11 protein-coding genes and 2 pseudogenes are annotated in these 13,957 nt (G+C 41.1%); 6 read left to right on the plus strand and 7 right to left on the minus strand.

Going from position 1 to position 13,957, the window contains the following annotated elements:
* Positions 1 to 46: 46 nt before the first annotated feature.
* Together D5R40_RS34915 and D5R40_RS09295 are read left to right on the plus strand one after the other, a co-directional pair.
* The gene (locus D5R40_RS34915) at positions 47 to 190 is read left to right on the plus strand and encodes a hypothetical protein (protein ID WP_161564961.1); all 144 of its coding nucleotides are present in this window, start codon (positions 47 to 49) and stop codon (positions 188 to 190) included.
* 87 nt (positions 191 to 277) lie between these two features.
* Complete coding sequence (locus D5R40_RS09295; protein ID WP_282433617.1) at positions 278 to 736, plus strand: IS630 family transposase; 459 nt, start codon at positions 278 to 280, stop codon at positions 734 to 736.
* Positions 737 to 776: 40 nt separating this feature from the next.
* On the opposite strand, the gene D5R40_RS09300 is transcribed toward D5R40_RS09295, so the two are convergent.
* The 5 genes and pseudogenes from D5R40_RS09300 to D5R40_RS09320 form a co-directional block, all read right to left on the minus strand.
* Positions 777 to 2,009: a hypothetical protein gene (locus tag D5R40_RS09300; RefSeq protein ID WP_124145539.1), complete on the minus strand. Its 1,233-nt coding sequence runs from the start codon at positions 2,007 to 2,009 to the stop codon at positions 777 to 779.
* A gap of 805 nt (positions 2,010 to 2,814) precedes the next feature.
* The gene (gene fusA / locus D5R40_RS09305; protein ID WP_124145540.1) at positions 2,815 to 4,905 is read right to left on the minus strand and encodes an elongation factor G; all 2,091 of its coding nucleotides are present in this window, start codon (positions 4,903 to 4,905) and stop codon (positions 2,815 to 2,817) included.
* Between the two features lie 354 nt (positions 4,906 to 5,259).
* The gene (gene iscB, locus D5R40_RS09310) at positions 5,260 to 6,225 is read right to left on the minus strand and encodes an RNA-guided endonuclease IscB (protein WP_240041570.1); all 966 of its coding nucleotides are present in this window, start codon (positions 6,223 to 6,225) and stop codon (positions 5,260 to 5,262) included.
* Positions 6,226 to 6,299: 74 nt separating this feature from the next.
* Positions 6,300 to 6,548, minus strand: a pseudogene (locus D5R40_RS39345) (RRXRR domain-containing protein); the annotation flags it as partial.
* Positions 6,549 to 7,023: 475 nt separating this feature from the next.
* Positions 7,024 to 7,944 (minus strand): histone deacetylase family protein, encoded by a 921-nt coding sequence (locus D5R40_RS09320; protein WP_124145542.1) that lies wholly within the window; start codon positions 7,942 to 7,944, stop codon positions 7,024 to 7,026.
* Between the two features lie 378 nt (positions 7,945 to 8,322).
* Between D5R40_RS09320 and gyrA the strand changes: the two genes are divergently transcribed.
* On the plus strand, positions 8,323 to 10,980 hold the full coding sequence (gyrA, locus tag D5R40_RS09325; RefSeq protein ID WP_124145543.1) for a DNA topoisomerase (ATP-hydrolyzing) subunit A: 2,658 nt from the start codon (positions 8,323 to 8,325) through the stop codon (positions 10,978 to 10,980).
* Between the two features lie 432 nt (positions 10,981 to 11,412).
* Here the strand turns inward: gyrA and D5R40_RS09330 are convergent.
* Positions 11,413 to 12,204, minus strand: a pseudogene (locus tag D5R40_RS09330) (IS5 family transposase).
* 122 nt (positions 12,205 to 12,326) lie between these two features.
* Between D5R40_RS09330 and D5R40_RS37015 the strand changes: the two are divergent.
* The 3 genes from D5R40_RS37015 to D5R40_RS40890 all read left to right on the plus strand — a co-directional run bounded on the left by D5R40_RS37015 (position 12,327) and on the right by D5R40_RS40890 (position 13,222).
* On the plus strand, positions 12,327 to 12,503 hold the full coding sequence (locus D5R40_RS37015; RefSeq protein ID WP_192901140.1) for a transposase: 177 nt from the start codon (positions 12,327 to 12,329) through the stop codon (positions 12,501 to 12,503).
* Between the two features lie 131 nt (positions 12,504 to 12,634).
* Complete coding sequence (locus D5R40_RS09335; protein ID WP_205127405.1) at positions 12,635 to 12,970, plus strand: transposase; 336 nt, start codon at positions 12,635 to 12,637, stop codon at positions 12,968 to 12,970.
* 120 nt (positions 12,971 to 13,090) lie between these two features.
* Complete coding sequence (locus D5R40_RS40890) at positions 13,091 to 13,222, plus strand: hypothetical protein (RefSeq protein ID WP_275670392.1); 132 nt, start codon at positions 13,091 to 13,093, stop codon at positions 13,220 to 13,222.
* A gap of 158 nt (positions 13,223 to 13,380) precedes the next feature.
* On the opposite strand, the gene D5R40_RS09345 is transcribed toward D5R40_RS40890, so the two are convergent.
* Complete coding sequence (locus tag D5R40_RS09345) at positions 13,381 to 13,887, minus strand: DNA-binding protein (protein ID WP_124154547.1); 507 nt, start codon at positions 13,885 to 13,887, stop codon at positions 13,381 to 13,383.
* Positions 13,888 to 13,957: the final 70 nt, after the last annotated feature.

Here is a 13,957-nt window from a genome sequence, read left to right on the forward strand (position 1 = left end):
AATGGGTTTATTTCCTTTAATTGGATTAGGATAATGGATAAAGGTTTTGTCTGCTGAAAAAATGACTCGAAGGAATCTTATTGATGAGTTGGAGAGAGTTGTTCATTCCCTTCAAGAAAGTTATTTAGATATTTGTTTTGGTGGAGAAATTGAACCAGACCCATCCTATGATCTTCAGGATGATAAATAATGTGAGAAACGAAGATAATTCCAGATTTGATTTCTAATACAATCACCAATTAGTTAGTGTAATACTTACGCTAACCACTTTTTCTTTTTGTCCAAAGTCCAACCTAAATCAATGGTTTATATAGATGAGTCAGGTATGAATAACCAACAGCAGTATGATTATGGATGGAATCAAAAAGGAGAACGATTCTACTCACTTAAATCGGGAAAGCGTCAAGAGCGCATCAACATGATTGCTGCTTTGTGCAATGGAAATTTAATGGCACCTTTTACAGTGGATGGTTCGTGTAATCGTATTGTCTTTGAGATGTGGCTCGAAAATTTTTTGTTACCTACACTTCAACCAGGGCAAGTAGTGATCATGGATAACGCTGCTTTCCACCTTTGTGAAAAGATTCAACAACTAATTCAAGGGGCTGGCTGTCAACTGTTGTATTTACCTCCTTATTCACCAGACCTCAATCCCATAGAGAAATGTTGGTCTTGGCTTAAAAGTCGCATTCGTCACCAGCTCAAAGGATTTGATTGTTTGCTTTCCGGCGATTGAATTAGTTCTGCAAGCAGTGTCCTAACCGCCTTGGCGGTTGCTATATGGCTACTCCATCGGAGAGTGTCAGGTTTTGAGTGCCAATGTTGATAGCTCCTGCGTTTCCTTTGTCTGTGGTTTGGACTGAGATGTTGCCGTCTCCTTTGATGTTGATGCTTTCTGGGGCGGTGAGGTTGATGTTGCCTCCGTTGCCTGTGGAGCTTGTGGAGGCTGAGATGAAGCCTTGGTTGGTGAAGTTGATGTCTAGGTTGGGGTTGGTTTTGTAGGGGCTGAGGGTGAGAACGCCTGCATCTGCTGTGGCTTCGGTTTCGGCAAATATTCCCAGTTCTCCTGCGATGTTGAGTTGGTTGGTGTTGATGGTGATGTTGCCTCCTGGATCTGTTGTTGTTGCTCCGAGGTTGACTGTGGCACTTCTTTGGGCGTTTTCGCCGATGGTGAGTTGGGGGGTGGTGATTTCTATGTTTCCGGCTTTTCCGCCTCTGTTGGTTTCGACTGATAGTTGGGTGTCTGCTTGTAGGTTGAGGGTTTCTGTGGCTTTGACTGTGATGTTGCCTCCTTCTCCGGTGTTTTCGGTGAAGGCTAGTATTTGGGTGTTGGGTTGGATGTTGATTTGGTCGCCTTCTAGGTTGATGTCACCAGCGTTGCCTAGACCTGTGGTAAAAGCGGTGATATCTATACCGTCAGAGAGGGTGATGTTGGGACTAAGGATGTCAATTTGGCCTGCCTTGCCTGATCCGCTGCTGCGGACTGTTATTTGTCCGTTGTCAGTAATGTTGAGGGTTTCTGGGGCGAATAGGATGATATTGCCTCCTATGCCACTGCTTTCGGTGAAGGCAGAGATTTGAGCGTTTTCGTTTATTGTTAGTTGAGTTTCTGTTGTGATGAATATATTGCCTGCGTCTCCTTGGCCTTGGGTGCTGGCAGATATTTCAGCACCATTTTTAACGAATAGAGACCCGGTGGTAATAGTTACACCCCCCGCATCCCCTTCTGCTTCTCGGTTCACATCGCTAAAGACTCCAGTGAGATATTCTGAGTCTCCTCTATCCAAGACTATAGTCTCAGTAGCATTAATTTCCACACTGCCTGCATTCCCCTTGCCGAAGGTATCGGCAGATACTTGAGCACCATTAATAACTTCCAGAGACCTGGTGGTAATAGTTACATCTCCTGCATCCCCTTCTGCTCCTGGTTGCACTGCGCTAAATGCTCCAGTGACAAATTCTGAGTCTCCTCCATCCAAGACCACAGTCTCAGTAGCATTAATCTCCACAGTCCCTGCATTCCCATTACCAAAGGTATTGGCAGATATTTGAGCACCATTTTTAACTTCCAGAGACTCCGTAGTAATAGTTACATTTACGGTCGGGCAGACGGAAATTAACGCCTCTGGAGAGAATGGCCTCTGCTTTGTTGAGGAAACTCAATCTAGTAAGTCAGCTCGAACGAAGAGAAAGAGCAAACCCAAATCGTGAGGTTTGGAATCCCCCGTGCTTTAGCCGGGGGAGAATGTCAATATATCAAATATCCCATTAGGGAAAAAATAAAAAATTTTGTAGGAGGTTTCCACCGAACCCCCCCTACAAGGTTTTCTAGAGATGTCTATACAAGGCTTTTCTACTTGACATACTCCCGACGTTGTGCTTACGCGACAACCCAGGATTCTTCAGTCAGGAAAAAAACTGACCGCTGTTTTGCCAGAGGTGATGTCAACCCCCTGCGTTGATCTTGATAGTAACAAAATACCTCCTAGGTTGTTAAGGGTATAAGAAAATTTAGTGCATGGAGGTATCTGACTCTTGGCCTTGGCTTTCATCCCGACGCTCCCCTAATAGCTGCCGCACTTGCTCCGCCAACAGGAGAGCGCGGGACTTCCCGCCAGGGAAGTTAATTTTAAGTTTTCAACCCTGTATAGAACCCATTTGGTATCTTGAGCTGGATGACAATTTTGAGCCATGGAGTCGGGAGTGGGATAGAAGCAATAATTGAAAATACTTCAATACACCCCATCCCCCATCTCCTCATCTGCCCCTTTATTTTTAAATAGATCTCAAATGGGTTCTATATACCAGACCTAACTATTTCTTCGCTTCTTCACGCTCTTTAGCTTCCTTAATTACCACTTCCGCCACATTAGCAGGGCAAGGTGCATAATGGGAAAACTCCATTGAAAACTGACCTCTACCAGAAGTCATAGTCCGCAAGTCACCAATATAACCAAACATCTCACTCAATGGCACATCTGCTTTAATACGAGTACCCATGGGTGATGAATCTTGAGACTTAATCATTCCTCGACGGCGGTTGAGGTCTCCAATCACATCACCAACATGATCGTCAGGGGTAAACGCATCAACCTTCATTATCGGTTCGAGTAACTGAGGAGATGCTTTAGAAAAAGACTGTCGATAGGCCGCCTTAGCAGCAATCTCAAAGGCGATCGCCGAGGAGTCAACCGGGTGAAAAGCACCATCCATCAACGTAAACTTCATATCCACACAAGGGAAACCCGCTAACATACCCTTTTCAAAACTACTTTCAAAACCCTTTTGCACGGCTGGCCAAAATTCTCTGGGCACATTTCCACCAGTCACCTTTGACTCAAATTGGAAACCTTCACCTGGTTCAGCTGGCTCAAAAATATAGTCAATCTTAGCAAATTGACCAGAACCACCAGACTGCTTCTTGTGAGTATAACTATCTTCAAGACGCTTAGTAATAGACTCGCGATAAGCTACTTGTGGCTTACCAACTTCCACATCAACCCCATAAGTCCGCTTCAGAATATCAACCTTGATATCCAAATGCAACTCACCCATACCCTTGATAATAGTTTCATTACTTTCCGGGTCTGTCTCAACTCGGAAAGACGGGTCTTCCTGAACCATCTTGCTCAATGCCATGCCCAGTTTTTCCACAGAACCTTTGTCTTTTGCTGCCACAGCAATAGAAATCACTGGATCGGGGAACACCATCGGTTCTAGAGTTGCAGGATTTTTAGGGTCACAGAGAGTATGACCAGTTTGGACATTCTTCATACCAACGATAGCAACAATATCACCAGCTTGAGCTGATTCAATTTCTTCGCGAGAGTCAGCGTGCATTTCCACCAAACGTCCAACTCGCTCAGTTTTACCTGTAAAAGTATTCAGCACTGTGTCACCTTTGGACAACATACCAGAATAGATGCGGGTAAAAGTTAGAGCACCATATTTGTCGTCCATGATTTTGAATGCCAAAGCACGCAGAGGCTTCTCAGGGTCAACATAAGCTAAATTACCAGTCTCATTACCCTCTAGATCGATCTCTGGCTGTGGTTTAACTTCAGTCGGGTTAGGTAGATAATCAACTACCGCATCTAGTACCAACTGCACGCCCTTATTCTTGAAAGATGAGCCACAGTAGGTAGGGAAGAAAGCCAACTCATTGGTTCCCTTACGGATGCAGTTCTTGAGAGTGTCAATATCTGGCTCTTCTCCTTCCAGATATTTTTCCATCACTTCGTCATCTTGCTCCACAGCAGTTTCAACCAACATTTCCCGATATTTCTCTACATCATCAACCATGTTCTCTGGAACGTCTTTAATTTCATATTTGGTTGGGTCTCCAGAATCATCCCATACCCATGCTTTGCGGGTTAGTAGATCGACTACTCCCACAAAATCATTCTCAATACCAATAGGTAATACCATTACTAATGGCTTGGCCGCGAGTACATCTTCAACCTGCTTCACAACCCTGTAGAAATCAGCTCCGGTCCGGTCAAGTTTGTTTACATAGATAATCCGAGAAACTTTAGAATCGTTGGCATAGCGCCAGTTGGTTTCAGACTGGGGTTCCACACCACCAGAGCCACAGAATACACCAATACCACCATCAAGTACCTTGAGAGAACGATATACCTCGATGGTAAAGTCAACGTGGCCAGGGGTATCAATAATATTTAACTGGTGGTCTTTCCAGAAGCAGCTTGTGGCAGCGGATTGAATTGTAATACCCCGCTCTTGCTCCTGTTCCATAAAGTCTGTTGTTGCTGCACCTTCGTGGACCTCACCGATTTTATGGATTTTTCCGGTTAGTTTCAGGATTCTTTCGGTTGTGGTGGTCTTGCCTGCATCAACGTGGGCGAAGATGCCGAAATTACGATAATTAGTGAGGTCTTTTTTCATAATTTAACTCTCTTGTTAGGTGCTACACTTTTGTGTTACTTAAGTATTACATATAGGCGGTAGATTTAGCCTTAGCAGCTAGGAGAGAAATCACTACACAGGTTTCTGCTAGTTAGCTGGCCCTAAGCTGCCGCTGGATTTCAAACATTGGGTTTGAAATATCTGTTTTATGCCCATAATTATATTGCTGATTTTGACATACTCTTCACTTTTAAAGTACAGTAAGGGAGTATTGTGTCTATTTCATGGCATTTCCTGAATCAAGTTGTCCATTTATACTGATGATTGGCCTTTCTAAAATATTTATATTTTCCTACGCCCCAGGGTACTTTTATGCTCTTAGAAAAAATATACTTAAAATGAGTAATTGTATCCATCTTGTCTATGGACCGGTTGGATATGGTTTCGAGATACAGACAAAATTTGATCCCCCTCTCGGATATCAAAGTTGCCTTTGCTTGTCACAGTTTTCATCCTGACTGCTTTTAACCCAGCATTTTGGCCTTTGACGACATTGATCATATCCCCTGTTTTCCAACCTGGTACAGGTTTTTTTGCTTTGTCACCAATCCTAGGAAAACCATATTTATCCATCTGTACCATTTGTCGGCAACCATGTCCCATTGCTGTGACGACCAGGGGTTGAGAAGTAAATATTGTTAACTTTTCAATTTCACCAACGCCAGCAGCATCTATCCAATGTTCTTTTGGCAAATTCAACCGACAACGGTTATATTTAGTACCAGCACCACTACCGGTAATCACACGCAAACCTTTTGCTTTTAAAGTTTCAAAGATTTGAGTGTGGGTTGTGTTGACTGCAGCAGCATCTTTTAATGGCGTTTTGGCAACCTTTAGAACATGAGCTAGTATAGACGGTTTATTTTCGAGAAATTCCCGAATATCCATAGCACCCTTATTTTGGTTGCATTGATGACAAGCTATGGCTAAATTAGACACCCGATTACTACCACCTTTTGAGCGTGGAACTATATGTTCAACTTCTAAGGGCGTATCTATTCCCCCACAATCAGCAGATAATCGACCCCATTTCTCTAATAGATACTCCCGGACATGATCACCAAATAGTTCCCCTTTTTGATATTCAACTCCTGAAATTTCTGGGTTCTGTATTTTCTGGGTGTCAAACTTGACCAATTCCATAGTCAAACTACTTATCGGACTTAGTTTACAAAGTCTATTAACCCAAGTTTCTACAGTCATATCATGTCCGGTAGCATCGGTATTGTATAGAAAAGGTAGGCAACAGGCAAAAGCTCCGGAAGGCAACAGGCAACAAACAGGAAGGCCATTGAGCAAGAAAAAAACTTAAATTTCCTGTAGATATCCACGCTAACTTTTACACAAACGCGCCCCAACGGACATGATCTCAAAACCCGATGCCTGAAACTTGGTGGCAGCCATCCTTTGTTTCGTTTGCGGTTGAAAAATCTGCACTTACGGTAGCGAGTTTTTCGACGACGACCTCGACGAAGAGTTCGCCGTCGCTCCAAAGCATTCTTGATTTACTGACCACGATGGATTAAAACCATTGCAAAGATAACTTCTTCACTTTGGGTAACCATTGCAAAGCCTGTTTGTTTAGAACCAGGGTCAATTTTTAATTGCAAGCCTTGATTTTCTTCAGCTATCAATTTATTTTAGATGTAAAGTTGGCCTCGCCCGGTTATTTAAACTTTTTACGTTCGGCACACTAGCTTTTCAAATCTCTTTGGCTGTTTAATGCCGAACAATAGAGGTTGGAACTGGCCTAGCATCCCGACGTATTGTCACCAAAATAACGTTTACTTGAAAAAAGTGGGCTGGACTAACCATTTAAACACAAAATTTGCGTTTTGATTAGATTTGTGGTTAGTACCCACACAACCTAGAGAATTACAAAATTGCAAATTAATTGAGTGGTAGCGAATCAATCCAGTCTCAGTTAAAATATAATTATTCATATCATTTCATGTCCGTTTAATTTAAGTCCTGATAATGTTTGATTTTGAAATCTTCGATCGCTTTAACTTACCTACATCTTCAAAGCTTCCCTATTGCCGGAGGTACTGATAACTGCTAACACAGTTCTTCCGGTAGGAGGCTAACTGAATTAATCTACAAACAACGTTCAATTGTTGCTACTACTGATTGAGATAAGCTAGGTAGGTCATAACCACCTTCTAAACCAAATAAGATTTTGCGGGTTATTTGCAAACAATATTTTGTAAATTCTCCATAGTCTTCTGGTTGTAGAGCAATACCTGCTAATGGGTCGTCACGGTTAGCATCATAGCCAGCACTAACAATCAATAAATCTGGTTGAAAGCTAGCTAAAAAGGGTACAACTTTTTGCTCGAATGTGGGTTGATAAATTGCCATTGTGGTACCTGGTGACATGGGTAAATTTAATACATTATTGTGGAAACCATGTTCATCAGCAGAGCCAGTGCCTGGATAACAGGGAGATTGATGGAGGGAGCAGTAGGCTATATTTTCGTTGGTTTCGACAATTTCTTGAGTACCGTTACCGTGATGCACATCCCAGTCTAGAATGGCGACTTTGTTAATACCTGGTTTCTCTAGAGCATAATGAGCTGCGATCGCCGCATTGGAAAATAAGCAAAATCCCATGCCTCGTCTACTTTCAGCATGATGTCCAGGGGGTCTCGCCAACACAAACGCCGGATTGGCATTTGCTAATACTAGATCGACTCCATCTAACCAAGCACTTATCGCTAATAATGCCACATCATAACTTTTCGCAGAAACTGGCGTATCTCCATCCAAATAACCGCCACCTTGATTAGCTATTTCTGCTACTGCTTGAATATGGCTGCGAGAGTGAACTTTTTCTAGTAGTGTCATCAATGATGAATGACGTTGTTGCACCGGGGTGGGCGATCGCCATTGCAATTGGCCATTGTGAGGAAAAGTTTTGAGAGTTTTGACAATTGCAGTTAAACGTTCTGGTCGCTCCGGGTGTAGCATACCAGTTTTGTGTTCGAGAAATTCATCGGAATAAATAACAGAAATCATCAGTTAATTTTAGATATTAGATTTTTTTTGATTAAATGAAACTTTTTATCTTTTGATTTTGGGTTTAATACCCCCCTGTCTACACGGTGTTTACAGATGGTTGGAGTTATAAGTCATTGACTATCCCCCTCCACTTTTTCCTTCTTTTTTCTTCCTTCTTCCTTCTTCAGTGTAATCATACCAGTATTTTAACTTGAAATCGGACGGAAAATACTTATCTATTACTCATTAATTTTCTCAAAAAATAGACACAAAATATGCTATAATTGTAGACGTAAACAGCATAATTTGGCAAATACACCGAACTTAATCGGACGAAATCCAATTTTTTCGGTTTTTTGCTAATTCATTATATATTTAACGGAGTTTTTCATTAGTATGACTACTTCTGAGTCACGAATTGTACCGACCGATCTCCGTAATGAAATGTCCCAATCATACCTAGAATATGCCATGAGTGTAATCGTAGGTAGGGCATTACCAGATACTAGAGATGGTCTCAAACCCGTACATCGCCGCATACTCTATGCCATGAACGAATTAGGGTTAACAGCAGACCGCCCTTTCCGTAAATGCGCTCGTGTTGTGGGAGAAGTGCTGGGTAAGTATCATCCCCACGGCGATACAGCGGTGTACGATGCTTTGGTGCGAATGGCTCAGGATTTCTCAATGCGATCGCCCCTCATTCACGGTCACGGTAATTTTGGTTCCGTAGACAATGACCCACCTGCGGCTATGCGTTACACAGAGTGTCGTCTACAAGCGCTCACTTCTGATGCCATGTTGCGGGATATTGATGCAGAAACAGTAGATTTTGTAGATAACTTTGATGGTTCTCAACAAGAACCGTTGGCATTGCCCTCCCGCATTCCTCAACTATTCCTCAATGGTTCGTCTGGTATTGCAGTGGGAATGGCAACTAATATTCCTCCCCACAACTTGGGGGAACTTATTGATGGTTTGTTAGCACTGATACACAACCCAGAAATAACTGATACTGAGTTAATGCACTACATTCCCGGTCCTGACTTTCCTACAGGGGCTCAAATTCTGGGAAAATCTGGTATCCGTGATGCTTACACACTCGGTCGCGGTTCTATAACTATGCGGGGAGTCGCTACTATAGAAACTCTCGAACAGCGCGGTCGTCCTGATAAAGAAGCTATTATTGTTACAGAGTTACCTTACCAAACTAATAAAGCAGCTTTAATTGAAAAAATTGCTGAACTGGTTAATGACAAAAAAATTGATGGCATTTCTGATATTAGGGATGAAAGCGATCGCGACGGAATGCGGGTAGTTATCGAACTCAAACGAGATGCTTATCCTAGAGTTGTACTCAATAATCTTTATAAACAAACCACGCTACAAGCAAATTTTGGAGCTAATATTTTAGCATTAGTAAATTCAGAACCCCAGTTACTAACGCTGAAAAAATATCTCGAAGTTTTCCTAGATTTTCGGATAGAAACTATTACGAGAAGGACTCAATATGAACTCCGAAAAGCTGAAGAAAGAGACCATTTATTACAAGGTTTGTTAATTGCTTTAGACAATTTAGATGCAATTATTCAATTAATTCGTCAGGCTGCAGATACTCCTACTGCTAAACAAGAGTTAATTGAAAATCATGGTTTATCTGAAGTACAATCAGACGCAATTTTACAAATGCAGTTAAGAAGATTAACAGCATTAGAAGCGCAAAAAATTGAACAAGAGCATGAAGAATTACTGTTAAGAATTGCTGATTTACAAGATATATTAGCGAAACGGGAACGGATTCTAGAAATTATTGAAACTGAAGCTTTAGAAATAAAAGAACGTTATGCTACTCCGAGAAGAACTATCATTGAATTAGCAGAAGGTGAGCTAGATGATACAGATTTAATTGCCAATGAAAAAGCAATTATTTTACTAACAGAACAAGGCTATATTAAACGGATGCCAGTTAATACTTTTGAGGCTCAAAGTCGAGCAACTCGTGGTAAGTCTGGTACGAAAATGAAAGATGATGATGGAGTTGAACATTTTCTCAGTTGTTGTGACCATGACAGTATTTTATTCTTTACTCAAAGAGGTGTTGTTTACTGTCTAAATGCTTATCAAATTCCTATTGGTTCTCGTATAGCAAGGGGTGTACCAGTGGTACAAATGTTACCTATTCCACGAGATGAAAAAGTAACTTCTATAGTGGCAGTTTCTGAATTTACGGATGACAAATTTTTAGTGATGTTGACCAAAGGTGGATATATTAAAAAAACACCTTTATCAGCATTTTCTAATATCCGTTCTAATGGATTAATCGCTATTTCTCTCGCTGAAGGCGACCAATTAAGATGGGTAAGAAGAGCGAAAGTTGATGATAGTGTGATTATTGCTTCTAGTTCTGGGATGGCAATTCACTTTAGAACGGATAATAAGCAATTACGTTCTTTGGGTCGTAATACTAGAGGGGTAAAATCTATGAAACTGATCGAAGATGATGAGTTAATTAGTATGGATATTTTACCCAGTTCAATTTTAGATAAAATTGCTGATGTTGATGAGGAAGAATTAGAGCTAGAAGAAGCAGAATTAGAACTAGAAAATGGAGAAATAGAAGAGGAAGAAACTGAAGAAACTACATCAGTTAATAATAGTGGTCCGTGGGCATTAGTTATTACTACTGGTGGTTATGGAAAGCGGGTGCCAGTTTCTCAATTTACCTTACAAAACCGAGGTGGTAAAGGTCGCATTGCTACTAAGTTTAAGAAGAAGAAACGGAAACAAGATAAATTAGCTTCTTTACGAATAGTCAACGAAACTGAAGAATTAATAATGATTACTACTCGCGGAATTATTATTCGTCAAGCAGTTGACGCTATTTCGATTCAATCTCGTAGTGCTACAGGAGTAAGGGTACAAAAACTAGATGACGCAGATACCATCGCAGAAGTAGCTTTAGTTCCTGCCACTGAAACAGAAGAAATAGAAGATATGGAAGAAATAGATGCAGAAGAAACAGAAGATATAGACCCAGAAGATATGGAAGAGTAAGGAGGTAGGGATAGAGAGTTAAATATAGTTATATAATCCCTCCTTCGGGAGTAAGGAGAAAGGAAAATTGTATGAAATTCTACCCTACTCCTTACTATCATCTATTTATAAATATTTATAAAAAAATTGCCTTTTATTAGGGCGTGTCATCAATTAAAAAATTGACAAGTAGGGGTATTGTATGCTCTAGGTCGATGGCAATCGCTATGCTCATAATACCAAATTGATAAATGTTTGCTACAAATAGTTAGGATATTTCTTAGGAGTCAACCCACCCCTCGCCCCTCCCCCTCCCAGGAGGGGAAGTCAGGAGTCAGGAGTCGTATAGGAAGGGCTTCAATACCATTTTTTAGGTCGGAAGTCATCTTTTTTGTCAAAGGGAATATTCTGAAAAGTCTTTTTATTCCTCTTACTATTCGTAACATTATTTTTTCACGCTTGGTATAAAATGACTGAGGCTACCAAATAAATCCCTCCCAGGAAGTTAAACGAACGTTGATCGTATCTAGTAGCGATATAGCTGCCGCTAGGCGGAGCCAACGCTGGATACTCTTTGAGTTTGGCAAAGAAATTTTCGATTCATAGACCTGCTTTGTACAATATCTGATCATAATTACGCAGTTCACGCGCAGTTTTTTTTTTCGGGGAAATCACTACTTCTATTCCTCTGTGGGTCAAAGGCGATTGGCACCCGCTCCTGAGCATCATCAGCTTTTTCCCCTAATACTGCTTCCGCTTTTACCATCGGTAATACTACATCTGCCCCATCCAAGTCCGATGCTTGACCAGTAGTAAAAAAAATTAGTAGGATTACCCAGAGCATCTACTACTCCATGTATCTTGGTACTCAACCCTCCTTTGCTACGGCCAATGTCTTCCTGTTCTGCACTACTGTCCTTCACTCCGGCACTATGTTGATCAGCACGAACAATAGTGGCATCGATCATGGCATATTCGTTATCTGCATCCTCAGCTAGAGTTTGAAATAGTCTTTCCCAGACTCCAGAACCGCTCCAACGGCTAAAACGGGTATGGACAATGCGGAAGTCCCCAAATCTTTCTGGTAAGTCTGTCCAAGGAATTCCCGCCCGATATCTGTATCAAACCGCTTCTACAAAGAGGCGGTTGTATGCATGCTGTTCTTCCTACAGTTCCTTCACGGCCTGGTAGTAAATGTGGAATGGGTTCCCATTGGTCGTCACGCAAACCATAACGTCTAGTCATTGAGAGCAGTCCTATGCCTGTTATTCCTGTAGTTATTCTTTATAGAACCCCTGAGCGTATCTTTTCCGTCCAAGTTTATACTAAGTAGCGATCGCCAATTATCCTAAACAAGAGTTAGGCAAATGCCGTATTCAAGCAGTTTAACAGACAAAGAATGGGTTCAAGTTGAACCATTATTGCCAAAAAAGAAGAAAACTTGTCCCACAAAATGGACGAAAAGGCAAATACTTGATGGTATCCTCTACCAACTTAAGAATGGTTGTAATTGGTGTGATTTGCCCTGCATATTTGCCTCCTGATTCCACAGTTTTTTGGCAGCAGCTACATTCAGCTGGAATTAAGAGGCACTTAGCAGTTGATAGTCTTGGTTTTCCTTTTTTTACCCACTGTACATGCATCATCAGAAACTGATGATGTAGGATGAATAGAAATGATCTCAAACAACATCGACTATTTGAAATCCAAACCAGTCAATATTCCTCAGATTACTATCTTACTTGATCATGGATACCACCCCGAAAAGATCATAGAGGAGTTAAAGAAAATTTATCCGGCAATTATGACTAAGATTCGGTTTAAACTATCGCCAAAACCATCAAAGTTAGAGAAAGAGAATCTGGGAAAAAAAGGGTTTGTTCCCGTTCAAGCCTGGTGGGTGATGGAAAGAACCAATCCCTGGATGGAGAGGTGTAAAAGCTTGACTAAAAATTTTGTTTGCGCAGCATTCCGCAGGAAAAGAACCCTGGAAAATGCTACTTCCAAGTAAATTATGTGTTTTATTCGACTAATGCTTCAGAGATTGGCGATCACCTAAATTTTTAGAGATACGCTCAGGGGTTCTATAAGCATACTATACCTTTAATGTCAACCTCTTTATCTTTAATTGATGACACGCCCTAGTATTAATGGAGATTTTCAAGCAGCTTCCCGTTGGTATTTATATCAGTTTATTCCTGAATCTAATTATATTGCTGTTGTAGTAGTGGCAGGGAAAAATCAAAGTTTGAGTTTTTGGTAGATAAATAATATTGACATTACTTTTTAAGATGCTTATTGTCACAAAATATAGCAATCCCAAATAGATTACAATAAATCAGAACTTACGCATCCACAACGCGACAGTACTATTTAATAGTATAAATAAAAATTGGTTGAATCTAAAAATCAGACCCTACCTTAACCAAAGCCTTGAGGTTTGTCTTCTTGCAGTTCTACATCCCGGAAAAATTTGCGAATAATTTCAATATCAGGCTCTGTCTCAATCCACAGCCGCGCACCACCAGCTTGACTTTTGTTAGGTTTATGAGGACGATAGACTATTTTGCAGTTTCCCAGAATTTCTACTTCGTGGCAGCGATGGTTTTTGCCTCCTTGTTTGACAGAAATTGCTGGAAGAGAAGTACCGTGGTCTCGGTTATAGTCAATTTCTCTTCGCAGCACATGGATAAAAGTATTGCCTGTACGGAATCCTTTATTCCAAGTTCCTTGAGGACCTCGACGACCAGGAGTAATTTCTGGCATTCCTCGACGATTTAAAGGAATTACCCAAAACCGTTTGACTTTTTTGGCTCCTTTGAGACGACCTTGCCTGAGAAGTAACCTGAGTCTAGCCGTAGAAATATTTAGAAGAAATGCTGCTTCTGTTGTACCAACTTTATCTGGTTCAGTATTTGTATCTTTCATAAACTGTTTCGGAATATATAAAGGATGAACTGGATAACCATTTACAGCGTTGCATAAATGCGGGATGATT

It is taken from the genome of Okeania hirsuta, from assembly GCF_003838195.1.
GTDB lineage: Bacteria > Cyanobacteriota > Cyanobacteriia > Cyanobacteriales > Microcoleaceae > Okeania > Okeania hirsuta.